Source organism: Sphingomonas metalli (assembly GCF_014641735.1).
Taxonomy (GTDB): domain Bacteria; phylum Pseudomonadota; class Alphaproteobacteria; order Sphingomonadales; family Sphingomonadaceae; genus Sphingomonas; species Sphingomonas metalli.
This window is the reverse complement of record NZ_BMIH01000001.1, coordinates 75316-96888: the sequence shown is the minus strand read 5'-3', so window position 1 is coordinate 96888 and position 21573 is coordinate 75316. Positions and strand designations below refer to the sequence as shown.

Genomic DNA, 21573 nt, shown 5'->3' with positions numbered 1-21573 from the left:
ATAATGACCGCTGCCGTAACGTCCCACGCCCGTGAAACCATGGCCAAGCTGTACCGTGCGCCCGAACCCGATGTTCTAAAGCCGTTGCTGGACCGGGCTGCCACGGGTCCTGATTCGAGGGCGCGGATCATGGGCCATGCTGGCGGCCTGCTGGCGGACCTGCGAGCGGCGCAGGGGCGGGGCTGGGTCAACCAGTTCCTGCAGGAATATCGCCTCAACTCGTCGGAGGGCGTCGCGCTGCTCAGCCTCGCCGAGGCGTTCCTGCGCGTGCCCGATCCGGAAACCGCCGACCTGCTGATCGCCGACAAGCTCGGCGATGCCGACTGGCGGGCCCATGCGGGCCGCTCGAACAGCCGGCTGGTCAACTCGGCCACCTGGGGGCTGGTCGTCGGCCGGGCGCTGGTCGGGGAGGGCGATCAGGGTCCGCTGCGCCGCCTCATCAGCCGCGCGGGCGAACCGTTCGTCCGGCAGGCGGTCGGCGCGGCGATGAAGATGATGGGCGAGATCTTCGTCATGGGCCGCACCATCGACGAAGCGATGCGCAGGATGAAGAAGCCCGAGAACAAGGGCTTCACCGCCAGCTTCGATATGTTGGGCGAGGCCGCGCGCACCTTCGCGGATGCCGACCGCTACTTCCAGGCCTATGTCGGAGCGATCGAGGCGGTCGGATCGGACGCGGCCGCCGGGCATTCGGTGTCGGTCAAGCTGTCGGCGCTGCATCCGCGCTACGAGGTGGCGCGACGCCACGAATGTGTCCCGGCGCTGACCGAGATGCTCGAGGCGCTGGCGGTCCAGGCCGCGGCAAAGGGCATCGCGCTCACCGTCGACGCCGAGGAATCGGAGCGGCTGGAGATGAGCCTCGACATCATCGGTACGGTCGCCGCGCTGCCGGGCCTCAAGGGCTGGGACGGGTTCGGCATGGCGGTGCAGGCCTATGGCAAGCGCGCCCGTCCCGTCGTCGCCTGGGCCAACGGCCTTGATCGCATCATGAACGTGCGGCTGGTCAAGGGCGCCTATTGGGATTCGGAGATCAAGCGCACCCAGGTGGAAGGCCTCGTCGACTATCCGCTCTTCACCCGCAAGGCGGCGACTGACGTCTCCTATCTCGCGGTGGCGAGGGACATGCTGGCGGCCGAGAACATCCGCCCGGCCTTTGCGAGCCACAACGCCCTGACCGTCGCCACCATCCTGGAATGGGCCGGCAACAGCCGCGACTTCGAGTTCCAGCGGCTGCACGGGATGGGCGACGGCCTCTACGAGCGGCTGGTGCGCGAGCAGGGCTATCACTGCCGGATCTACGCGCCGGTCGGCGGGCATCGCGACCTGCTCGCCTATCTCGTCCGCCGGCTGCTGGAGAACGGCGCGAATTCCTCCTTCGTCCACCAGCTGGCCGGTGAGCGCCTGTCTGAAGCGGAGATATTGGCCGACCCGGTCGCGAAGATCGCCGCCGTCGGCGGCACGCGTCATGCCAGCATCCCGTTGCCGCGCGACCTGTTCGCGCCCGGCCACCGCAACTCGGAAGGGCTCGACCTCAGCGACGTACCGACCCTGGAGGCCACCGTGCGCGCCGTCAACGCACCGCTCGACGCCGCCCCGGTGGTGCCCGCCGACTCTGGCGCGGTGACGGCGGCGGTGGACCGTGCGGCGGCGGCCTTTCCCGCCTGGTCCGCCACCCCGGTCGGCGAACGCGCGGCGATCCTGGAGCGGCTCGCCGACCTGCTCGAGCGGCATCGCGAGGAACTGATGGCGATCTGCGTCCAGGAAGCCTTCAAGACCATAGGGGATTCGATCGGCGAGGTGCGCGAGGCTGCGGATTTCTGCCGCTATTATGCCGGCGAGGGGCGCGCCCGGCTGATGCCGCAGGAGCTGCCGGGCCCGACCGGCGAGCGGAACACGCTCCACCTTGACGGACGGGGCGTCTGGGCGACGATCGCGCCCTGGAACTTCCCGCTCGCCATCTTCCTGGGGCAGACCGCGGCCGCGCTGGTCGCGGGCAACACCGTCGTCGCCAAACCGGCGCCGCAGACGCCGCGCATCGCCGCGCGCGCGGTGGCGCTCGCCCATGAGGCGGGGGTGCCGCAGGACGCACTGATCCTCGTTCCGGGCGGGCCCGAGGTCGGGGCGGCGCTGACCGCGGATGCGCGGATCGCCGGCGTCGCGTTCACCGGATCGACCGCCACCGCCAAGCGGATCGCGCGGGCGCTGCTGGAGGACGACGACCGGCCGATCGTGCCGCTGATCGCGGAAACGGGCGGGATCAACGCCATGATCGTCGATTCCACCGCACTGCCCGAGCAGGTGGTTGCCGACGTCGCCACCTCCGCCTTCCGCTCGGCGGGGCAGCGCTGTTCGGCCTTGCGGCTGTTGCTGGTACAGGCCGACGTCGCCGACACGGTGATCGAGATGCTGAAGGGCGCGATGGACACGCTTCGGCTCGGTGCGCCGGGAGATCCCGCAACGGATGTCGGCCCCGTGATCGACCGGGCTGCCTATGATAGGTTGATGACCTATCGCGACGGCACGCGCGAGCGCTGGCTGAAGACCGTCGCCGCTCCCGGCGAGGGCCTGTTCGTTCCGCCGACGCTGATCCGTCTCGACCGCGTCGAGGACCTGCAGCAGGAATGGTTCGGCCCCATCCTGCATGTCGCGACCTGGGACGCGGGCACGCTGTCGGAGACGATCGCGCGGGTCAACGCCAAGGGCTATGGCCTGACCATGGGACTGCACAGCCGCATCGCCCGCGCCGCCGAGGTGGCGGAGGCCGAAGCGGCGGTCGGCAACCTCTACATCAACCGGTCGATGATCGGCGCCGTGGTGGGATCGCAACCCTTTGGTGGCGAGGGCCTGTCGGGCACGGGGCCGAAAGCCGGGGGGCCCCATTATCTCTATCGCTTCTGTACCGAGCGCGCCGTCTCCGTCGACACCACGTCGGCGGGCGGCAATGCGACGCTGCTCAGCCTCGACGAAGGCGGAATCTGATCGCCGTCAGCGCACGTCCGCGCCACGCCCCGTCCACGAGATGCGGATGCGGACCCATGCACCGATCTGCTTCTGCCCCCCGATCCGGGGCGGCAGGATGCGGAACTGCCAGGCGGCCTCGCGCATCGACCGGCCCAGCCCCGATCCGATCGGCGACTCGCCGAGAACGCGGCAATTGTCGACGCGATTGTCGGGCACCGTCTGGCAGGCGATTTCGGCCCAGCTGTCCGGCGGTGCTCCCTTTCGTAGATAGCCGTTGATTTCCGCCGACGTCGGCTCGCGCTGCCAGTCCGCATTGTACAGCCGAGCGCCGCCGGGGCCTGCGCCGGGTCCGTAGGCCGCCGCGCTGTCGCCCCTGGCATCGGTGTCGCCGCGGCCCTCGTCGGCGGCCTGTCCCCGGCTCCCCTTCGGCACTTTGGCGAGATCGAAATTCTCGGCGAGCATGGTCGGCCACTCGACCTTCTCCTCGGTCGGCTTCGGCGTCGGCAGGGGAGGCGGTGTCGCGGCTCGGCTGGATGCCGACGCCGACTGTGCGGAGGTCCGCGTGACCTTCGTGGCCTTGACCGCGGCGCGCGCATTGGGGCGATCGGCGTCTAGGGTGAAGGTGTTGAGCGGCGGCTCTTCCGGCGGCGTGCGCGTGTCGGGGGCCAGTCGCAGCAGCAACAGGATGACCAAGATATGGGCACCCACCGCCAGCGCGAAGGACAGCGCGCGACGGACGGGATGGTGGCCCTGCCGCTGGGGCGCCGGGCGATAGGACGACGACGCCATGCAGGCGGCGGGTTACGATGCGGCCCTGCCCACGGCAAGTTTACTTTCGGTAATCCTCGGCGCCTCCGGCGCGGCGATGTCGCCCTCGGCTGCGCCGGCGCTTCGCGCTACCGGTCCACGACGCGCGATCTCTCCGGCCGAGCACAGGCGGGCTGTGGCCACACGGGTCGTAGCCGCCATCCTAAGCGAACCGCGCCGCGCCGATTCGCGGTCTGGTCGCCGCCGGTTGTTCGACCCAGCTGTCCGGACCTGTCGCCCCGGCACGGACCGGGGCGACAAGCGGGTATTGTTTCGTGGATCCCGACATTCGCCAGGAAAACGGCTCGATCAAAGCGAATGGATCGAAAACCGACTCGGCTGCTCGAACGGGCTCGGGGTCATTCGGGGGTCTCCACAAGCACCTTGAGCGAGCCGCTGTTGCCGGTGAAGTCGGCGTCGTTGAAGCCCAGAGCCAGACCGGCCGCGGTGGCCGGAATGGAGATGCGGACGCCGTTGCCGATCGGGAAGGGCCTGCTCACGATCATACCCTTCTCGTCAATGAAGATTCCCAGCAGCGCGTGCTTGTACGCCGGGTACATCAGCTTCGGGATGTAGAAGCTGGGATAGCGCTGATTGCCCGGTGCCGCACTGTCGTTGACGGCCTTTTTCTCGTTGCCGACCGGGCCGATCGCCTTGGTTTCCACCGTGTCGGTGGTGCCTTCGGCGAGGATGCGGATCTTGCCAGCGGGCACCTCGATCGGAACGACGACCGGCGGCTTGGAGCCCGGCGCCGCGAGCGGTACGAGCTCGGCATTGGTCTTGACGTCCCATGGCGCGGAGGCGGCATCGACCGAGACGACCACGCGCTTCGTTTTGGCCTCGGCAGCGGGTTCCGCTGCGGGCGAAGCGGTGCCGCTGGCCGCGGCGGCTGCCGCATTGGGCTTTGCGGAGGGAGCCTCTGGCGAGCCGCCCGCATCCTCCACGGTCACCGTCGCCTCCGGGATGTGGATGTCGACCGTCACGACGCCCGAATTGTCGAAATAGGTGCTGTCGTTGATGCCGAGCGAGATCGCCGACGCGCCGGCCGGTACGCTGACCGTGGTGCCGGAGCCGATCGGAAAGGGTTCGGAGACGATCTTGCCGTCGCCCGACAGGAACGCCCCGACCAGTTGCATCAGGTACGTCCGGCCCATCGCCGACCGCATATAGTGACTGGGCAGGATATATTCCCGCTCGCGATCATAAGTGATTTCCTGATCCCCATCGGGACCTTGCATCCGATAGCCCCGCCCCGCCGACATCGAGCCCTTGGCGCGGAAGGTGACGTTGACGCCCTGCTTCAGCGCCGCGTCCATCACGACGACCGGGGGACGTCCGTCACTCGCGCCGACGCGCATCCGGGGATTGGCCCGGACATCCCAGGGCACGGCCTTGGCGTCGACCTTGACGGTGAGATCCTTTGCCAGCGCCGCGCCGCCCGCCGCCAACGACGCCAAAGCGACCACCAAAGCTGTTCTGCTCACCATATGACCGTCCCCCCGCGATTTCGCGTTGTGCGAATTGTCCGACGAAACTGCTCGGACGACGGAGGTTCGGTCAATGTTCTCCGCGGAACGGACTTTAGGACTTTAGGGGATGGTCCGGTACGGCATAGGGCATGACGAGCCGGCCGTCCGGCGCGGCGGTGAAGGTCGTCTGGGTCGGGTAGGGGATCGTGATGCCTTCGGCGGCGAAGCGGCGCAGGAGGGCGACGAGGATATGGTCGCGGGTGGCATGGGCGGTTGGCCAGTCGTCGCCCGGAACGTCGAACTGCAAGACGAAATCGAGCGAGCTCGCACCGAAACTCTCGAAACCCGACCTGGCTACGGTCGCGCCCTCCGCCTCCACGACTTCCTTCAGGATCGCGGGCACGCGGGCAAGCGTGTCCGGGGGCGTCTCATAGGCGACGCCGATGGTGAAGCCGACCCGGACATGATCGCGATTCGAGATGTTCTGGATCTCCTTGTCCAGCAGCTGGCGGTTGGAGATGACCCGCATCTCGCCGGAAAATGCGCGGATGCGGGTGGATTTGAGCCCGATCGACTCGATCACGCCGCTGGTCTGGTCATAGGAGACCTTGTCGCCGCGCCGGAAGGGACGGTCGAAGATGATCGCGAGCGCCGCGAACAGGTCGCCGAAGATGCCCTGCGCGGCGAGACCGATCGCGATGCCGCCGACGCCCAGACCCGCTACGAGGCCGGTGACGTTGACGCCGAGATTGTCGAGCACCACGACCAGCGCGATCGCGAACAGCACGACGGTGACGAGCAGCCGGATCAGCCCCATGGCGGAGAGCAGCGCCTCGCCCTGATAGCCCTCCGCGCTGGTGCGGTGCTCGATCGTGCCCAGCACGAGCTCGCGCGCCCAGATCGCCGCCTGGAAGACGGACGCGATCGTCCAGAGGAAGTCGATCGTCGCGGCGACCTGACGGGGCGCGCCCGCATAGCCGCTGACCAGCTTGGCGGCGAGCATGACGATGAAGAAATTGCCCGTCCGCATCACCGCCCGGCCGGCGACCCGGCCCCAGCCGGCGGCCCGGCGATCGCGATGGCAGAGCTTCTCGCCGAGATTGCGAACGCCATGCAGCGCCAGCACGATCACCGCACCGATGACGAAGGCGATGGCGACCCGCAGCCAGTTGCTCTGGATCCATTCCGCGCTGGCGGTCAGCAGGCCGGAAAGCTGGGCGTGGACGCCGCTGGGATCGAACAGCGGCTCGGTGGCATTGGCGGTCTTCGACATGGTCAGGCTGCTTTGGCGAGCGTCTCGGCGGACGCAAGTCCTTCCAGGAATCGGATCAGCCCGCGCTCCTCGCGGCTGAGGTGGCGGCTCGCCCGTGGCAGCCGCAGCTGGCGGCGAAAGGCGGCCTGGCCCGTCTTGACCAGATCGATCAGCGAGGGATGGACGTAGCTCTTGCGCGCGATCGCCGGCGTGTTGCCGAGCCGCGAGACCACGGGCTCCAACAACGCCTTGAGGCTGAGATCCGCCTCTGCCCGCGCGAGGGTCTCGAAGGCTACCACGCTGGCGCACCAGGTCCGGAAATGCTTCGCCGTGAAATCGGTCCCGGTCGCCTCGCGGATATAGGCGTTGACGTCCGACGACGTGACCGGTCGCGCCTCGCCATGACTGTCGACCCAGGCGAACAGGTGCTGCTCCTCGAGATCCTGCATCCGCCGCACCGTACTGGCGAGCGACCGGTCGGTGAGGGTCAGGGTGCGCATCTTCCCCGACTTGCCCTTGTACTGAAGCTTGAGCGTCGCGCCCCGTAGCCGGGCATGGCGCTTGCGGAGCGTCGTCGCGCCGAAGCTCTCATTGGCTTCGGCATAGGCCTCGTTGCCGATGCGGATATGGCCGCCGTCGAGCAGCCGGATCACTGCGGCGACCGCACGCTCCTTGCACAGGCTGCGCCGCCGCAGATCGGCTTCCACACGCTTGCGCAGCGCCGGCAGGCACAGGCCGAATTGTGCGCACCGCTCGTATTTCGCCGCCTCCTGCGCCTCGCGGAAGTCGGCATGGTAGCGATATTGTTTGCGGCCTTTCTCGTCCCAGCCGACCGCCTGGATATGGCCGTTCGCCCGCGGGTTGAACCAGGCCTTGGTATAGGCGGGCGGCAGCCCGATGCGGTTCAGCCGGTCGATCTCCTCGCGATTGGTGATCCGGTCTCCGGCGGCAGAGAAATAGGCCCAGTGCTTTCCGATTTTTCGCCGTGAAATCCCGGGCTTACTGTCATCCGAGTAGATGATTTTGACAGCCATCGTGACCCTTCCGTTCCACCTCGACCAATGCGCGGACCGTCGCTTCGTTCCGGAACGGGGGCGGGGCATGGGGGTTGAGGACGCTCCCCCAATGCCCCTTCAGGAGTTTTCCATGGCCGACCTATCCAACGCGCGCGTGCTGATGCTCGCGGCCGACGGCTTCGAGACGGTGGAGCTGTTCGAGCCGAAAAAGGCGCTGGAGGCTGCCGGTGCCAAGGTGACGCTCGCCTCGATCAAGATCGATCCGATCCAAGGAATGGAGCAGGATATCAACAAGGCCGAGACGGCGACGCCCGACCTGACCCTCGCCGATGTCGATACCGACGATTATGACGCGCTCGTCCTGCCGGGCGGCACCTGCAATCCCGACAAGCTGCGCCAGGAGGAGCGGGCGGTCGAGATCGTCGCCGAGTTCATGGAGGACGACAAGATCGTGGCCGCCATCTGCCACGGCCCCTGGTTGCTCGCCGAGGCGGACGTGATCGACGGGCGCCGGCTGACCAGCTTCCCGTCGATCCGCACGGACCTTGAAAATGCCGGTGCGGACGTGGTGGACGAGGAGGTCGTCGTCGACGGAAATCTGATCACCAGCCGCAATCCAGGCGACCTGCCTGCGTTCAACAGCGCGATCATCGACGCGCTGACCGAGGAACTGGCGGACGAGCCCGCCTGAGGCACCGGGGCGGGCGGGGGCCGAGAGCGCCCGCCCGCCTCTCCGCTCGGGCTTCAACCTCTTGGCAACATCGTTCGGTTAGCACTGGGTTTACGACGATCGATTGTGCAGGATCGTCGCCGGGATGCGATGACCGATACGAACCGCCTTGCCGGCGCGCGACGCCTGCTCCGACTGATGCCCGTGCCGGCCGGCGTGCTGGCGGCGCTCTTGTGTCCAAGCCTGTCTGCCGAGAGCGCAAGGGTGACCGACCGGCTGTCCGCGCTGGGCTTGGCGGTCTCGCCCCAGTTGCTGCAGGCCGTCGTCGCCGTCGCTGCCGGCGGGTTCACTTGGGCGCTACTCTATCTGGCTCTTGGCCCGCAGGGCTGGCTCGAACGCGCGACGAGCCGGCGGGCGCGCATGCGCCCACCGCTGTCCTTCGCGGATATCGGCCCGCCGCCGCCGCGCGAACAGCCGCTGCCGACCGATCTCGACCAGCCGCTCGCCGCCTATGATCCGGACGCGATAGCCTTTCACCAGGCGCGCGCGGGCTGACGCCCCTCCGCCACCGGGCGGAGGAGTCGTTTCCGTCAGGCGGGCTGGAACACGCCGCAGGCGATGCGACCGCCGCTGTTGCCGGACGGATCGGTCTTCATGTCGTCCGGATTGGCATGGACGATCATGGCGGCGCCATCGGCATCGAGGAGCCCGTCCATCGTTCCGCCCGGGATGGTGACCCCGATCGTGCCGCGCCCGTCGGTGCCGACGATAAGATTCGGCAGGTCACCCGAATGCGGGCCCTGCGGGTTCATCGTCCCATGCTGCCTCGTGGTCGGGTTCCAATGCCCGCCCGCCGTGGTGAAGTCCGGCGCGTCGCAGCGGCCGGTCATATGGATATGGGCGCCGTGCGTCCCGGGCGGAAGCGCACGGGCGTCGAGCGTGACGCGCAGGCCGCCTTCGGTCTCGGTCGCCGTCGCGCGGCCGGCATCGGCATTGGCGGCCGTCCGCAGCAGCGCCACGGCAGAGCGGCCGCTGGTCGCCGCATCGCGCGTCGCCATGCGGTCGTGCTGGCAGCCGGCGAGCAGCGCCGCGCCGGAGGCCAAGGTGATGATCGCGAATCGCATCGTCTTCTCCCTGTACGGACCCGACGGACCGGGCCTAATCGATGATAGAGGGCGAACCAGTGGCCATGTCCGCGGTTCCGAGCGGCCAGCGGGCGACCGGTTCGTAATGCGCTCCGGCCTTGCCCAGCCAGCTCTGGTATAGGACCAGATGGGGAAGCTCGAAGGTGGCGCTGCGCAGGGCAGCGTGACGGACGAGCCAATCCTCGACCTCGCTCGCAACGCCGGCGCTGCGCGCCAGCCGCGCGACGGTGATATGCGGGCGGTACGCGCGCCGCTCCGGCTCGAGGCCGACATGTCGACAGGCCTGTTCGACCGAGGCGGCGAGCCGTGACAGGGGCTCGACCGGCGACACGCCCGCCCAGAGCGTGTCTGCCCTGCCTCGGGTGCCGAAGCTGCCGACACCGTCCAGGGCGGTTCGCGGCGCGGGCCCGTGGACCTGCCCCAGCGCCGCGGCGAGATCCTCCGCCTGCGGCCGGTCGACCTCGCCGACGAAGCGCAGGGTTATATGGAGCTGCTCGTCGTCCTGCCAGCGCGCGCCCGGCACGGCCTCCATCAGCGTCCCGAGCAGATCGCGGACGGCGCGCGGCGGTCGGAGGGCAACGAACAGGCGGATCATGCGTCTGGTGTAGAGGGCTCGCCAGCCAAGCGCCAATCCCGTCTAACGCCGCTTTCGCTTGAAATGGCCGGGCAGCCGACCGATATTGAACCCAACCGGCCCTTTGCCGGTACGAAGGAGAGTTTCTCAAGATGGCAAACTGGTCTGATCCTCGACCCTCCGCCGCGCCGTTCGGCGCGACGCGCGCGCGGGCCGGCGACGCGGCCTACGATTCGGGTCTCCGTTCGTACATGCTGTCCGTCTACAACTACATGACGTCGGCCGTGCTGCTCACCGGCATCGTCGCCCTGCTGTTCGCCTTCAGCGGATATGCGGAGGCGGTGTTCACCCAGGCCGGCATCCTGAAATATGTGATCGTCTTCTCGCCGCTGGCGGTCGTCTTCGCGATGAGCTTCGGCCAGGGCCGGATGTCGCAGGGCACGTTGCAGGCCCTGTTCTGGGGCTTCGCGGTCCTGATGGGCCTGTCGCTGTCGACCATCTTCCTCCAGTACAGCCCGATCGCGATCGCGCAGGCGTTCTTCGCGACCGCCGCCGGCTTTGCGGCGCTGAGCCTGTACGGCTACACCACGAAGAAGGACCTGTCCGCCCTCGGCACCTTCCTGATCATTGGCGTGGTCGGCCTGCTCGTCGCCAGCATCATCAACATGTTCGTGCAGTCGGGTCCGCTCGGCCTGCTGATCAGCGCGGTGGGTGTCCTGCTGTTCGCAGGCCTTACCGCCTATGACACGCAGCGCACCAAGAGCCTTTACTACCAGGTCGCGGGAACGGAGCTGGAAGGTCGTGTGGTCGTGATGTCGGCGCTCAGCCTCTATCTCGACTTCATCAACATGTTCCTCTTCATCCTGCGTCTGTTCGGCTCGAGCCGCGACTGATCGCTTCGAACATTGTCATCACGGGGCCTGGCGGGAAACCGCCGGGCCCTTTTCATTTCGGGAGCACGAGGCATGCCGACCCATTTGTCGATCGCCGTCGACCTTGACTACGGCGTGCCCGAACCCGCCGACATCCTCCTCCAGATCGAGGCGGCGGCGACGCCGGAGCAGCGGCTCGACGAGCAGGAGTTGCTCATCTGGTCGGACGATCCGATCGCGACGATTGCCGGCGAGGAGGGGATCGGCCAGCGCTGCTGGCTGAGAGCGACGAACCGGATCCAGGCCGCATACCGCGCCAAAGTGACGATCGATCGGCCCGCCGCGGCGCTCGCATCGCTCGCGGCCACCCCGGTCAGGGGTCTGCCCGGCACGCTGGTGGCCTATCTGCTGCCGAGCCGCTACTGCCCGGCCGATCGCTTCGAGGGATTCGTACGGCAGAAATTCGGTGGTCTCTCCGGGGGCGCGATGGCCAGCGCGCTCGCCGAATGGGTCCATGAGCACATGACCTACCGGGCCGGCACCAGCGACAGCGCGACGACCGCGCTCCATAGCTTCGCCAGTCGCATGGGTGTCTGCCGCGACTACGCGCATCTGCTGGTCGCGCTGGCGCGCGCCGCGGAGATTCCCGCGCGCTGCGTCGCGGCCTATGCACCGGGGGTCGATCCGCCCGACTTCCATGCCGTGGCCGAACTCTGGCTCGAAGGCCGCTGGCATCTGGTCGATGCGACCGGCATGGCGAGGGCCGACGAACTGGCCATCGTCGCGGTAGGCCGCGATGCGACCGACATCGCCTTCATGACCATCTTCGGCACGGCCACGCTGATAGGGCAGACGGTGGCGGTGCAGCGGACGACGCCGGCGGAACGGGGCTAGGGGCCGGACGTTCTGTCGGCGCAATGGTTCGAGAGGATGAAGCATGACCATCGACGAACGCGCGCTCGATAGCCTGTCGGTTGCGCCCGACGACGCCGATGCGCAGGCGGCGGGCGGCAGCCGCGACCCCCGTCAGGATGCCGGCCAGGATCGTCAGGTCGCGGAGCGGCTCCAGCGCAACCCGGACAGCGTCGAGGCACGGCTGGACAGTGGGTTGGACGAGACCATGGATGCGAGCGACCCGGTGGCCGTGAGCCAACCCGACGCCAGCAGCGATCCGGTGCCCTCGTCCGGCTATGACGAAGAGGCCGAACGCCAGCGCGACGCCTGATCTGACAATGCGCGCGGCCGCCTGCGCAGATGTTGCGCGGTGGCCATAGTTTCGGATCGATAACGTATGTCACCAGCGGTTCGTCGCAATCCATGTTGCGGCGCAGCGTTTTTCGTCGTTCCTTGACTGCGTCGTCCCGGGCCGGCGTTAAGGGTGGGGTTAACCATCCTGCGCTAGGCTCCGACGACAAGGGTCGAAGTGGGCGGGGTGACGGACGATGGGTGGAAAGAGCAGGCCGGCCGAAGGTGCGATGACGCTGGCGGAGATGAAGGAATTCGCGAGCTTTCCGGCGGCGACGCAGCGCTATATCCGCCGCTCGCTCGATATCGGTCTGGATCGCGACGATGCGATGACACGCTGGTCGCGGGACGTGGTGGAGGCGGCGAGCATCCGTGCCCAGGCCCGCCTGTACCGGAACCTTCCGACCCTCCGGCAGATGGTGCCCGACGACAGCGGGCTGGAGGCCGTCGAGCCGTTCCTGGGGCCGCTCGTCGCCGTGATCGCGTTCGATCTCGGCCAAGGCCGCCTGCCGAGCTTTTCGGCGGTTCGCTTCCTCTACGAGCGGCTGATCGGCGCCGAGGCACGGCCCTGGCTGCCGGCGGCATTCTGCGGCGCGGCCGCGTTGCCGCATCTGCATCCCGAATTGCGGCGCAAGCTGCTCCAGTCGATCAGCGAGGCGGCCGCGACCGCGTCGGGCTGGTCGAATCGCCAGCCGGCATTCTTCCCCTATTGGGTGGAAAAGGTCGACACCGGCCAGTCGCTGGCGAACTGATTATCGGCAGGCGCGCCAGCCCATGGCGCCCCGCTCCGCCTGGTCGAGGTGGAGATGGTCGCGATGCGCGGCGTTGTAGTCGGGGGACAGGGTCGTGGCGAACAGACGACACGCGCCGTCGCGGACCGCCCGCAGGAAGCGCGCCTCGGGCCCTTGCCCCCGCCAGTCGTTGACGACGGTGATCCGCCGGCCGTCCGCAAGGCGGAAGCCCGCAACGTCGACGGCATTGGCGGTCGCATGCTCGCTCCAGTTGCCGGTGTCGCGGCCATAGATGCGCCGGCAACTATAGCTGCCGAAATGATCGACCGCGACGACGCGGCTCCCCAGCAGCTCACGCGCCGCCGGCTGCACCACGTCCCACTCCCAAATGGCGAGCGCCGCGCCGACCGGGCAGGCGATAGCGAGTCCGGCCGGTCGGAAATCCAGCCCTCTCGATCCGCCCGCGGCGAAGCGCACTACATTGTCATAGCCGCAGCCCTGCGCCTCGCGTCGCGCCGGTAGAAGCGTATGGCGCACGCCGGCCCGCTCCAACGCTGCGCGGCAGGCGGGAAGGTCGCTGCCCAAAGCGGTCAGCTTGCGCCCGGTGAACAGCCCGATCGGCTGGCCGAGATCGAGCGGCGTCCAAGGCAGGTCCTGCGGCCGGCTTCGCAGCATCGCCCAGATCGCGAGGAGCAAGGCCGCGATCAGGGCGCCGATGACGACCGTGCCCACGATGCGCCGGAGTGCGCCCATCAGCCGCGCTCGGTGTCGGACACGGGTACGGCGGTCACGGGATATCCAAGTCCTTCCGGGATGCACAGATGCGGTATGGCGCCGCGCTCTTCGATCACCGGCACGATCCGTTCGACGGGGAAGCGCTTCGCATCGCGCGCGGCGTCCTCGAACGAACCGAACTGCGCCAGCCGCTCGAGGTTGCGGCGTGTGGGATAAACGAGTGATGCGCGCCGTGCCTCGGCAGCAGCCAAGGCCGCGGTCGCACTGGTCCAGATCAGCCGGACATTCTCGGTACCGTCGACGCTCGCCGCCGGCGCGGCCGGCGGCAGTGCCGTGATATAGAAGCGCGTGTCGAAGACCCGCGCCAGCCGGTGCGCCGGGCACCAGCGGGCAAAGGCGGTGATCGCCGCGGGATCGATCCCGATATCCTCGCTGGCAAGCAGCGCGCCGAACGCCTCGCCGCGATGGAGGCCGGCGCGCAGCCGACGGATGGCCTCCGGATCGGGCGCGGGGGTCAGGCCGATCGCCAGTCCCGCCTCTTCCAGGGTTTCGCGGATCGCGGCGATCCGGTGCGCCGTTTCCTCCATGTCCACGGTGTCGAGCATTGCCGCCAGCGCATGATCGGCCGCATCGACCCGTCCGCCGGGAAACACCAGCGCACCGGCGGCGAAGGCCATGGCCGGGGACCGCTCGACCATCAGCAACTCGGGCGGATCATCGGCGCGGTCGCGGAAGACGATTAGGGTGGCGGCGGCAATGGCGTCAGGCGGCGCGGTCATGAACCGGTCAACGCATCAGTGCAGCGCGCGGCACAGCGCGATCTTTGCGGCGAAGGCGGGTGGTGGAGCTGAGGGGAATCGAACCCCTGACCTCTGCAGTGCGATTGCAGCGCTCTCCCATCTGAGCTACAGCCCCGCACCTTCGTCGCCGGCCGTGGCCGGGAGCGACGCCATTAGCCGCCCCGTCCGGGCTTTGCAACATCGGCGCTGGCAAAATCTGAGTGGCCATCTTGCGGTCGATCAATCGATCCGTCCTCGCGGCGGATGGTTGTGCCGGCGCGGAATCGCCGGAACATCACAGATTAAGGTCCGTTTTTCGCTGCGGAACCGGTCGGGCACGTCCGATGCCCGCCGGCACCGCAGGAGACAGGAGACCAGCATGGGCTACGAGCGCTATCCCCGGGGCGACTATCGGTCCGAGACGCAGGATTACGGCCGCGACTATGGCAGCGGCCGCGATTACACCTATTCGAGCGCGCGCGACTATGCCGCGTCCGGCGATCAGGACGATGGTCGCTACGGCCGTCGCGACTATGGCTATGAGCGCTACGGTCAGCGCGAGCAGTTCGGGCGCGAGCGCCAGACGATGGGCGGTTACGGCCGGCAGGATTATGGCAGCCGCGATTACGGCAACCGCGATCAGGGCCGCTATGAATCGGGTCGGTCTGGCTATGGCGCCCGCGATTACGGCAGGCAGGATTATGGCAGCCACCAGGGCGGCGATCGCTGGCAGGGCCGGGGCGACAGCGAGTATCACGGTTCCTACGCCCATGACGGCCGCCGCTTTGAGGACGTAGGCCGCAACCGTCATGCCGACGACGACAACTACCGCAACCGGCAGCAGCAGGGCGGCAGCGGCGCCTATGGTCGCCAGCCCCAGGGCTACGACTATGAGGAGCGCGGCTTTTTCGCGCGCGCGGGTGACGAGGTCCGGTCGTGGTTCGGCGACGACGATGCCGAGCGTCGGCGCGAAATGGATGCCCGGAACGACGATCGCTATTATGGCGGCGGCCAGCACGATCACGACTATCATGGCTGGCGCTCGACTCAGATCGCGGCGCTGGACCGGGACTATGACGAGTATCGCCGCGAGAACCGCAGCCGCTTCGAGAATGAGTTCTCGTCCTGGCGCACGAACCGCCAGGGGCAGCGCGACATGCTCCAGAAGGTGAAGGAGCATCAGGAGGTCGTCGGTTCCGACGGCAGCCATGTCGGCACGGTCGACAAGGTGCGCGGCGACCGCATCATCCTGACGAAGAACGATGCCGATGCGGGCGGGCGTCACCATTCGATCTCGTCGAGCTGGATCAGCTCGGTCGATGACAAGGTGACGCTGTCGAAGACGGCGGACGAGGCCAAGAAGGCCTGGCGCGACGAGGAGAACAACGCCGCGATGTTCGGCGATCGCGACGCCGATCGCAATCGTGGCGACCGCCAGACCCAGGTCGGGCAGACCGGCCAGAACGGCACGACCCAGGCGACCGGTTCGGGCCAGCACAGCGACACCAATCTGAACCGCAGCTTCTCCGGCACCTACTAAGCCGGAGCGCGAACGGCGCAGACACGAAAGAGCCCCGGTCGCCATGAGGTGACCGGGGCTTTTCTGTGTCTGGAGCGCTGGCACGCGGCGGGTGGCCGCAAGCCGTGCGCAGGGGCTTCAGATTGCGCCGGAGAAGGTATCGCACTGGGCGGGGTCGCCCGACTCCATGCCTCGCCGTAGCCAGCGCATCCGCTGTTCCGACGTTCCATGGGTGAAGCTGTCCGGCACGACGCGACCCTGCGCCTCGCGCTGGAGCGTATCGTCGCCGATCGCCCGCGCGGCCGTCATGCCCTCTTCGACGTCGCCCGGCTCCAGCCGGTTGCGGTTCTGAGCCGCCCAGACGCCGGCGAAACAGTCCGCCTGCAGCTCGAGCCGCACCGACGCAGCATTGCCCTCGGCCTGGCTGGAGCGCTGCTGGATCTGCTGCACCTGTTCCGAGGTACCGAGCAGATGCTGGATATGGTGGCCGAATTCGTGCGCGACGACATAGTAGCGAGCGAAGTCGCCCTGCGCGCCGAAGCGAGTGGCGAGCTCGTTGAAGAAGCTTGTGTCGAGATAGATGCCCTGGTCGGTGGGGCAATAGAAGGGCCCCATCGCGGCCTGCGCCGCGCCGCAGCCCGACTGGCCCGAGCCGTTGTAGAAGCGGAGCATCGGCGGGGCGAACTGCTGGCCGGAGCGGGCGAACAGGGCTTCCCAGGTATTTTCGGCGTTGCTGAAGGCGCGGCACGTCTCGCGGCGCTCGGGGGTCGCCTCGCAGACCTGCCGCGTATCCTCCTGTCCGCCATTCGCCGTCCGGGAGACCTGTGTCCCGGTTCCGCCGCCGCCGCCCAGCATGCCGCCGATATTGCCGAGGCCGCCGAAGACCGCGAGCAGGATGAGGGCGATGACGATCCCACCACAGCCGAAGCGGCTGCCGATCAGCGGCAGGAGGCTGAAGATCAGCCCGCCGCCGCCACCGCCGAACCCTCCGCCACCGCGGGCCTCACCGACGTTGATGTCGTTGTCATAATCGTCGAGCCGCATGGCGTCCCCACTCCCAAGGATCGTTGCGCGGGTGGAATGCGCGAAACCCGCCATCAGGTCCATGGTTGATCCGAAACCGCCACCCCCGCATGGTGGGTGGATCAGGCAGGAGCGAATGGCGCATGTTCTTGAAGGGAAAGACGGCGGTCGTCAGCGGATCGACTTCGGGCATCGGACTGGCGATCGCACGCGCGCTTGCCGGGGAGGGGGCGCATGTCGTCATCAACGGATTCGGCGATGCGGCGCAGATCGAGGCCGACCGCGCCGCGCTTGCCGAAGCCAGCGGCGCCGTGGCGCTCTACGATGCGGCCGACATGACCAGGCCCGACCAGATCGCGGCGATGATCGGGCGCGCGGTCGCCGAGACCGGCGGCTGCGACATCGTGGTCGCCAATGCCGGCATCCAGCATGTCGCGCCGGTTGCCGAGTTCCCGCCCGAGAAGTGGGATGCGATCATCGCGATCAACCTGACGTCCGTCTTTCATCTGATGCGCGCGGCGATCCCGGCGATGAAGGCCAAAGGCTGGGGCCGGATCATCTCCACCGCCTCCGCCCACTCGCTCGTCGCCAGCCCCAACAAGGCCGCCTATATCGCGGCGAAGCATGGCGTTGCCGGCCTGACCAAGACCGTCGCACTGGAGGTCGCCCAGGCGAAGATCACCGCCAACTGCATCTCGCCCGGCTATGTGTGGACGCCGCTGGTCGAGAACCAGATTCCCGACACCATGAAGGCACGCGGGATGACGCGCGAGCAGGTGATGAACGACGTCCTTCTGGCGGCGCAGCCGACCAAGGAGTTCGTGACGCCGGACCAGGTGGCGGCCCTGGCACTGTTCCTCTGCCGCGACGAGGCGGCGCAGATCACCGGTGCCAATCTCTCGATGGACGGCGGCTGGACGGCAGCCTAGCGGTGCTTCGTTGCCGCCGGTGAAAATCTCTCTCGACTTCGCACGCCCGACCGCGCTTTAGGGAAGGCATGGCCCTGACCTCGCTCGACGTGCTTGTCCTGATCGCCGTGGCGGGGGCCGCGATCCTGGGCGGGATTCGCGGCTTCGTCACCGAGGTGCTGTCGCTCTTCGCCTGGATCGCGATCGTCGCGGCGCTGAAGCTGTTCCATATTCCCGCGGCGCAGCTGCTCACCCGCTTCGTCGGCACGGCATCGGGCGCGGCGGTGCTGGCCTTCGCGCTGATCGCGGCCGTCACCTATATCGGTGGCAAGCTCGTCGCCAACGCGGTCGGGCGGCGTACCCGCACCTCGGTGCTCGGACCGGTCGATCGCGCGCTGGGCTTCGGTTTCGGCGCGCTCAAGGGCCTGATCCTGGCGAGCCTCGCCTTCCTGCTGGTGGCGCTGGTCATCGATACGGTCTCCGGCGGACCCTCCCGCCGGCCCGAATGGATGGTGAAGAGCCGGACCTATCCGCTTCTCAACGCGACGAGCGCGGGGATCGCCGATTTCGTCGATCGCCGGCGTCGCGGGCTCCCGGTCTTCGGCGCGCGGCCGGCGACACCCGACAACGGAATCACCGCGCCATGAGCCTTGCCGTGCCCCCGCCGGAAATCCTGCGGCTGACCGCACAGAACCCGTTTCCCGAGCGCCTGACCGATCCGATGGGCTCGGCGGAGAAGCGCTCCCCCCTGTGCGGCAGCCGGGTGATCGTCGATGTCGATGTCGATGCGGCCGGGCGGGTGGTAGCGGTCGGTACGCGGGTCAATGCCTGCGCCTTCGGCCAGGCGGCCGCCACGCTCGTGGCGCGCAATCTGATCGGACGGACGGCGACGGAGTTGCAGCAGGCGCGCGAGGCGATGGCGGCCTGGATGGCGGGCGGCGACACGCCGCCCGAATGGCCGGACATCGCGCTGCTGGATCCCGGGCGGCTCAACCAGGTCCGCAAGGGCTCGGTGCAGCTCGCCTTCCAGGCTGCGGCCGAGGCGGCGGCGCACGCCTGCGGCAGACAGGCGGCCTGATGCACGGCGCGGGGGAGTTCTCGCTGCTGCGCGACGGCGCCGTGCTTCTCGGCATGGGGCTCGTCTTCGTGCTGGTCTTCCGGCGGCTCGGCCTCGGTGCGACGCTGGGCTATCTGGTCGCGGGCGCGGTCGTTGGCCCGCACGTGCTCGGGCTCGTCGGCGATGCCGAAGCGAAGATGGGCATCGCCGAACTCGGCATCACGCTCCTTCTCTTCATCGTCGGGCTCGAGCTCAATCCGTCGCGGCTGTGGCGGATGAAGCAGGAGATCTTCGGGCTGGGCCTGATCCAGGTGGCGGCATGCGGCATCGCGATCACCGGCGTGATCTGGGCGGTCGGCTTCTCGCCGGAAGCGGCGCTCGCGCTGGGCCTGCCGCTGGCGCTCTCCTCGACGGCGCAGGTCCTGCCGATGCTCCAGTCGGCCGGACGTCTCCGCACGCCATTCGGCGAGCGTACCTTCGCGATCCTGCTGTTCCAGGACCTGTCGATCGTCCCGCTGATCACAATCATCGCCGCGATGAGCCGCAATCCGGCCGACGCCGGCGCACCGCCGGGCTGGTTGCTCGCGATCGAGACGATCGTCGCGGTGGGCGGTCTCGTGCTGGCCGGCCGCTTCCTGCTGCGGCCGCTGTTCCGCCTGATCGGCAATCTCGGCGAGCGGGAGATGTTCGTCTTCGCGGCGCTCTTCACGGTGATCGCGAGCGCCGCGGTGATGGAGATGCTCGGCCTGTCGACGGCGCTCGGCGCCTTCGTCGCAGGGGTGATGCTGGCCGACAGCCCCTATCGCCACGAGTTGGAGGCGGATGTCGAACCGTTCCGCTCGATCCTGCTCGGCCTGTTCTTCCTGGCGATCGGCATGATGCTGAACCTGGAAGCGATCGCGCAGCGGCCGCTGTTCGTCGCCGGCATGGCGGCGGCGCTCATCGCGACCAAGGCCGCGGTCATCTTCCTGATCGGGCTCGCCTTCCGCATGACCTGGCGCAGCGCGCTGGCGCTCGGCGTCCTCCTCAGCCAGGGCGGCGAATTCGGCTTCGTCCTGTTCGCTCAGGCCCAGGCGGGGCTGCTCGTCGCGCCGGAGGCGGCCAGCCTGTTCGGCGCGATCATCACGCTGTCGATGGCCACCACGCCCTTCCTGATGAGCGCCACCCGCCGGCTGCGCGAGGAGCCGATCGATAGCGGCACGGATGAGCGCGACGGACCGATGGCGGACGGGGCCAACGCGATCATCGTCGGCTATGGGCGCTTTGGCCAGACCGTGGGGCAGATGCTGCTGATGCAGGACATTCCCGTCACGCTGATCGATCGCGACATCGAGATGATCGATATCGCCGGCGAATTCGGCGCCAAGGTCTATTATGGCGACGGGACCCGCCTCGACCTGCTCCGCCAGGCGGGCGCTGCCGAGGCGGAGCTGATCCTCTTCTGTATCGACGGCGACCAGATCGACCTTTCGACCCTCGAGGCCGTGCACGAAGCCTTTCCGAACGCCGCCATCTATGTTCGCGCCTATGATCGGCGCGCGCTCGTCAAGTTGAAGAACTCGCCCGCGCGCTATGTCGTGCGCGAGGTGCTCGAATCGGCGGTCCGCATGGCGCGGCTGGCGATGCGCGGGCTGGGCATCTCCGAGGCCGATATCGACCGTGCCGAAAGCAGCTATCGCTCGCGCGACAAGGAACGGCTGCGCATCCAGGTCGAAGCGGGGGACATCCGCGCGGCACGCGCCGAGACCGCAGAGCGCTATCCCTGGGGGAATGACGGACGATGATCTGGGCTCTGCTCGCCGCCCTCTCCGGTGCCGTCGCGGTCGCGGCGGGCGCCTTCGGGGCCCATGCCGCCCAGGGTCAGGCGGCAGAGTGGCTGCGGACCGGTGGCCAGTATCAGCTGATTCACGCCGTCACGGCGCTGGTCGCACTCCGCTTCGAGGCGCGCGGACCGGCCGCGCTCTTCGTGGTGGGAGGCGCGATCTTCGCGCTGACGCTCTATGCCATGGCCATCGGTGCGCCGCGCTGGTTGGGCGCCGTGACTCCTCTCGGCGGAGCGCTGCTGATCGGCGGCTGGCTGTGGCTGGCCTGGCAGTTGCGCGGCTGAGCAATGCAAAACCGCCGGCCCCATCGGGACCGGCGGCTTCGAACGGGCAGTCCCGATCGCGTCAGGCGATCGCGGCGCGGACCGAGCGACGACGATAGCGTGCCGCCGCGCCGACCATGGCGAAGCCCAGCATCATCATGGCCCAGGTGCCCGGCTCGGGCACCGCCGTCACCGAGAAGTTCGCGGTTTCGAAGGCGTCGATCGCGGGATTGTTGGTGAACGAGATGCTCCGGATGGTCTCCCCCGCCGAGGTGGCGAAATTGACATAGTCCGAATAGCTCTGGTCGCCGGTCGTCGAACGGAAGGCGAAGGACGACGCCGAATAGTTGTAGGTGCCCTGGTTGGTCACCAGCGTCACGCGGTTATACGTGTCGGGCGAGCCCCACAGGAAGCTGAGATAGGTCACCGGGTTGGTGAAGGTCAGGGTGGCGGGCTGGCCGGCGAGCGGGCCGGCGGCCAGGAAGGCGTTGCCGAAGATGCCGCCCTTGGGGATGTCGGCGAAGGGCTGGTCCGAATTGTAGATGGTGCCGCCCGACAGGGTGGCGACCGAACCGCCGTTCAGGCCGGCCGAGCTGAGGGTCAGCAGGGCGGTCGTGTTGCCGCCCATTCCGATGGTGAGAGCGGCATCGGCAACCGAGGGCGCGAACGCCATCGAAGTGGCGAGCAGGACGAGCTTCAACGAACGCATACACCGATCTCCCTG

At 68.3% G+C, this 21573-nt stretch carries 22 protein-coding genes, 1 tRNA gene and 1 pseudogene; 13 read left to right on the top strand and 11 right to left on the bottom strand.

Annotated features, from left to right (window positions below):
• Positions 1–39 precede the first annotated feature (39 nt).
• A complete protein-coding gene (locus tag IEX18_RS00615) occupies positions 40–2979 on the top strand; it encodes an L-glutamate gamma-semialdehyde dehydrogenase (protein WP_188657760.1) in 2940 nt (979 codons plus the stop codon).
• Positions 2980–2985: 6 nt separating this feature from the next.
• On the opposite strand, the gene IEX18_RS00610 is transcribed toward IEX18_RS00615, so the two are convergent.
• The 4 genes from IEX18_RS00610 to IEX18_RS00595 all read right to left on the bottom strand — a co-directional run bounded on the left by IEX18_RS00610 (position 2986) and on the right by IEX18_RS00595 (position 7523).
• Positions 2986–3750, bottom strand: coding sequence for a hypothetical protein (locus IEX18_RS00610; RefSeq protein ID WP_229664284.1), 765 nt, complete (start codon positions 3748–3750; stop codon positions 2986–2988).
• A 377-nt stretch (positions 3751–4127) separates the two neighbouring features.
• Positions 4128–5255: a hypothetical protein gene (locus IEX18_RS00605; protein WP_229664283.1), complete on the bottom strand. Its 1128-nt coding sequence runs from the start codon at positions 5253–5255 to the stop codon at positions 4128–4130.
• A 94-nt stretch (positions 5256–5349) separates the two neighbouring features.
• A complete protein-coding gene (locus IEX18_RS00600; protein WP_188656689.1) occupies positions 5350–6510 on the bottom strand; it encodes a mechanosensitive ion channel family protein in 1161 nt (386 codons plus the stop codon).
• Positions 6511–6512: 2 nt separating this feature from the next.
• Positions 6513–7523, bottom strand: a complete 1011-nt coding sequence (locus IEX18_RS00595; protein ID WP_188656688.1) for a DNA topoisomerase IB — start codon at positions 7521–7523, stop codon at positions 6513–6515.
• A 112-nt stretch (positions 7524–7635) separates the two neighbouring features.
• On the opposite strand from IEX18_RS00595, the gene IEX18_RS00590 reads away from it, so the two are divergent.
• Positions 7636–8196 (top strand): type 1 glutamine amidotransferase domain-containing protein, encoded by a 561-nt coding sequence (locus IEX18_RS00590; RefSeq protein WP_188656687.1) that lies wholly within the window; start codon positions 7636–7638, stop codon positions 8194–8196.
• A gap of 129 nt (positions 8197–8325) precedes the next feature.
• Positions 8326–8730, top strand: a complete 405-nt coding sequence (locus IEX18_RS00585) for a hypothetical protein (RefSeq protein WP_188656686.1) — start codon at positions 8326–8328, stop codon at positions 8728–8730.
• Between the two features lie 35 nt (positions 8731–8765).
• Here the strand turns inward: IEX18_RS00585 and IEX18_RS00580 are convergent, their stop codons facing one another.
• Together IEX18_RS00580 and thpR are read right to left on the bottom strand one after the other, a co-directional pair.
• On the bottom strand, positions 8766–9299 hold the full coding sequence (locus IEX18_RS00580) for a superoxide dismutase family protein (RefSeq protein ID WP_188656685.1): 534 nt from the start codon (positions 9297–9299) through the stop codon (positions 8766–8768).
• Between the two features lie 34 nt (positions 9300–9333).
• The gene (gene thpR / locus IEX18_RS00575) at positions 9334–9915 is read right to left on the bottom strand and encodes an RNA 2',3'-cyclic phosphodiesterase (protein WP_188656684.1); all 582 of its coding nucleotides are present in this window, start codon (positions 9913–9915) and stop codon (positions 9334–9336) included.
• 131 nt (positions 9916–10046) lie between these two features.
• On the opposite strand from thpR, the gene IEX18_RS00570 reads away from it, so the two are divergent.
• The 4 genes from IEX18_RS00570 to IEX18_RS00555 all read left to right on the top strand — a co-directional run bounded on the left by IEX18_RS00570 (position 10047) and on the right by IEX18_RS00555 (position 12763).
• Complete coding sequence (locus tag IEX18_RS00570) at positions 10047–10787, top strand: Bax inhibitor-1/YccA family protein (RefSeq protein ID WP_188656683.1); 741 nt, start codon at positions 10047–10049, stop codon at positions 10785–10787.
• Between the two features lie 72 nt (positions 10788–10859).
• A complete protein-coding gene (locus IEX18_RS00565) occupies positions 10860–11660 on the top strand; it encodes a transglutaminase-like domain-containing protein (RefSeq protein ID WP_188656682.1) in 801 nt (266 codons plus the stop codon).
• A gap of 43 nt (positions 11661–11703) precedes the next feature.
• Positions 11704–11991 (top strand): hypothetical protein, encoded by a 288-nt coding sequence (locus IEX18_RS00560; protein ID WP_188656681.1) that lies wholly within the window; start codon positions 11704–11706, stop codon positions 11989–11991.
• A 250-nt stretch (positions 11992–12241) separates the two neighbouring features.
• Positions 12242–12763 (top strand): hypothetical protein, encoded by a 522-nt coding sequence (locus tag IEX18_RS00555; RefSeq protein WP_373284514.1) that lies wholly within the window; start codon positions 12242–12244, stop codon positions 12761–12763.
• Here IEX18_RS00555 and IEX18_RS00550 read toward each other — a convergent pair whose 3' ends face one another.
• From IEX18_RS00550 to IEX18_RS00540, 3 genes are all read right to left on the bottom strand, one after another.
• Positions 12764–13495, bottom strand: a complete 732-nt coding sequence (locus tag IEX18_RS00550; RefSeq protein ID WP_188656679.1) for an extensin-like domain-containing protein — start codon at positions 13493–13495, stop codon at positions 12764–12766.
• Entirely contained in the window at positions 13495–14256 is a 762-nt protein-coding gene (locus IEX18_RS00545; protein ID WP_188656678.1) for an NUDIX hydrolase, read from the bottom strand. Before IEX18_RS00545 ends, IEX18_RS00550 begins: the two co-directional genes overlap by 1 nt.
• A 60-nt stretch (positions 14257–14316) precedes the next feature.
• Positions 14317–14392 (bottom strand) — tRNA-Ala (locus tag IEX18_RS00540).
• Between the two features lie 243 nt (positions 14393–14635).
• On the opposite strand from IEX18_RS00540, the gene IEX18_RS00535 reads away from it, so the two are divergent.
• A complete protein-coding gene (locus IEX18_RS00535) occupies positions 14636–15796 on the top strand; it encodes a DUF2171 domain-containing protein (protein WP_188656677.1) in 1161 nt (386 codons plus the stop codon).
• Positions 15797–15913: 117 nt separating this feature from the next.
• Here IEX18_RS00535 and ypfJ read toward each other — a convergent pair whose 3' ends face one another.
• Complete coding sequence (ypfJ, locus tag IEX18_RS00530) at positions 15914–16819, bottom strand: KPN_02809 family neutral zinc metallopeptidase (RefSeq protein ID WP_188656676.1); 906 nt, start codon at positions 16817–16819, stop codon at positions 15914–15916.
• Positions 16820–16941: 122 nt separating this feature from the next.
• Here ypfJ and IEX18_RS00525 point away from each other — a divergent pair, with 122 nt between their 5' ends.
• From IEX18_RS00525 to IEX18_RS00505, 5 genes are all read left to right on the top strand, one after another.
• On the top strand, positions 16942–17727 hold the full coding sequence (locus tag IEX18_RS00525; RefSeq protein ID WP_188656675.1) for a 3-hydroxybutyrate dehydrogenase: 786 nt from the start codon (positions 16942–16944) through the stop codon (positions 17725–17727).
• Positions 17728–17795: 68 nt separating this feature from the next.
• A complete protein-coding gene (locus IEX18_RS00520; protein WP_188656674.1) occupies positions 17796–18353 on the top strand; it encodes a CvpA family protein in 558 nt (185 codons plus the stop codon).
• On the top strand, positions 18350–18784 hold the full coding sequence (locus tag IEX18_RS00515; protein ID WP_188656673.1) for an iron-sulfur cluster assembly scaffold protein: 435 nt from the start codon (positions 18350–18352) through the stop codon (positions 18782–18784). Before IEX18_RS00520 ends, IEX18_RS00515 begins: the two co-directional genes overlap by 4 nt.
• Complete coding sequence (locus IEX18_RS00510) at positions 18784–20547, top strand: cation:proton antiporter domain-containing protein (RefSeq protein ID WP_188656672.1); 1764 nt, start codon at positions 18784–18786, stop codon at positions 20545–20547. The genes IEX18_RS00515 and IEX18_RS00510 overlap by 1 nt, the downstream gene beginning before the upstream one ends.
• A complete protein-coding gene (locus IEX18_RS00505; protein ID WP_188656671.1) occupies positions 20544–20870 on the top strand; it encodes a DUF423 domain-containing protein in 327 nt (108 codons plus the stop codon). The genes IEX18_RS00510 and IEX18_RS00505 overlap by 4 nt, the downstream gene beginning before the upstream one ends.
• A gap of 61 nt (positions 20871–20931) precedes the next feature.
• On the opposite strand, the pseudogene IEX18_RS00500 reads toward IEX18_RS00505, so the two are convergent.
• Positions 20932–21411: pseudogene (locus tag IEX18_RS00500) on the bottom strand (Npun_F0296 family exosortase-dependent surface protein); the annotation flags it as partial.
• Positions 21412–21573 lie beyond the last annotated feature (162 nt).

What these genes read in the sequence shown, in the direction of transcription:
- IEX18_RS00535 (WP_188656677.1), top strand. Translation starts at nt 14,636, where the DNA reads ATGGGCTACGAGCGCTATCCCCGGGGCGACTATCGGTCCGAGACGCAG.
- IEX18_RS00580 (WP_188656685.1), bottom strand. Translation starts at nt 9,299, where the DNA reads ATGCGATTCGCGATCATCACCTTGGCCTCCGGCGCGGCGCTGCTCGCC.
- IEX18_RS00585 (WP_188656686.1), top strand. Translation starts at nt 8,326, where the DNA reads ATGACCGATACGAACCGCCTTGCCGGCGCGCGACGCCTGCTCCGACTG.
- IEX18_RS00600 (WP_188656689.1), bottom strand. Translation starts at nt 6,510, where the DNA reads ATGTCGAAGACCGCCAATGCCACCGAGCCGCTGTTCGATCCCAGCGGC.
- IEX18_RS00570 (WP_188656683.1), top strand. Translation starts at nt 10,047, where the DNA reads ATGGCAAACTGGTCTGATCCTCGACCCTCCGCCGCGCCGTTCGGCGCG.
- IEX18_RS00550 (WP_188656679.1), bottom strand. Translation starts at nt 13,495, where the DNA reads ATGGGCGCACTCCGGCGCATCGTGGGCACGGTCGTCATCGGCGCCCTG.
- IEX18_RS00515 (WP_188656673.1), top strand. Translation starts at nt 18,350, where the DNA reads ATGAGCCTTGCCGTGCCCCCGCCGGAAATCCTGCGGCTGACCGCACAG.
- IEX18_RS00605 (WP_229664283.1), bottom strand. Translation starts at nt 5,255, where the DNA reads ATGGTGAGCAGAACAGCTTTGGTGGTCGCTTTGGCGTCGTTGGCGGCG.
- IEX18_RS00555 (WP_373284514.1), top strand. Translation starts at nt 12,242, where the DNA reads ATGACGCTGGCGGAGATGAAGGAATTCGCGAGCTTTCCGGCGGCGACG.
- IEX18_RS00505 (WP_188656671.1), top strand. Translation starts at nt 20,544, where the DNA reads ATGATCTGGGCTCTGCTCGCCGCCCTCTCCGGTGCCGTCGCGGTCGCG.
- IEX18_RS00520 (WP_188656674.1), top strand. Translation starts at nt 17,796, where the DNA reads ATGGCCCTGACCTCGCTCGACGTGCTTGTCCTGATCGCCGTGGCGGGG.
- IEX18_RS00545 (WP_188656678.1), bottom strand. Translation starts at nt 14,256, where the DNA reads ATGACCGCGCCGCCTGACGCCATTGCCGCCGCCACCCTAATCGTCTTC.
- IEX18_RS00560 (WP_188656681.1), top strand. Translation starts at nt 11,704, where the DNA reads ATGACCATCGACGAACGCGCGCTCGATAGCCTGTCGGTTGCGCCCGAC.
- thpR (WP_188656684.1), bottom strand. Translation starts at nt 9,915, where the DNA reads ATGATCCGCCTGTTCGTTGCCCTCCGACCGCCGCGCGCCGTCCGCGAT.
- IEX18_RS00615 (WP_188657760.1), top strand. Translation starts at nt 40, where the DNA reads ATGGCCAAGCTGTACCGTGCGCCCGAACCCGATGTTCTAAAGCCGTTG.
- IEX18_RS00610 (WP_229664284.1), bottom strand. Translation starts at nt 3,750, where the DNA reads ATGGCGTCGTCGTCCTATCGCCCGGCGCCCCAGCGGCAGGGCCACCAT.
- ypfJ (WP_188656676.1), bottom strand. Translation starts at nt 16,819, where the DNA reads ATGCGGCTCGACGATTATGACAACGACATCAACGTCGGTGAGGCCCGC.
- IEX18_RS00590 (WP_188656687.1), top strand. Translation starts at nt 7,636, where the DNA reads ATGGCCGACCTATCCAACGCGCGCGTGCTGATGCTCGCGGCCGACGGC.
- IEX18_RS00525 (WP_188656675.1), top strand. Translation starts at nt 16,942, where the DNA reads ATGTTCTTGAAGGGAAAGACGGCGGTCGTCAGCGGATCGACTTCGGGC.
- IEX18_RS00510 (WP_188656672.1), top strand. Translation starts at nt 18,784, where the DNA reads ATGCACGGCGCGGGGGAGTTCTCGCTGCTGCGCGACGGCGCCGTGCTT.
- IEX18_RS00595 (WP_188656688.1), bottom strand. Translation starts at nt 7,523, where the DNA reads ATGGCTGTCAAAATCATCTACTCGGATGACAGTAAGCCCGGGATTTCA.
- IEX18_RS00565 (WP_188656682.1), top strand. Translation starts at nt 10,860, where the DNA reads ATGCCGACCCATTTGTCGATCGCCGTCGACCTTGACTACGGCGTGCCC.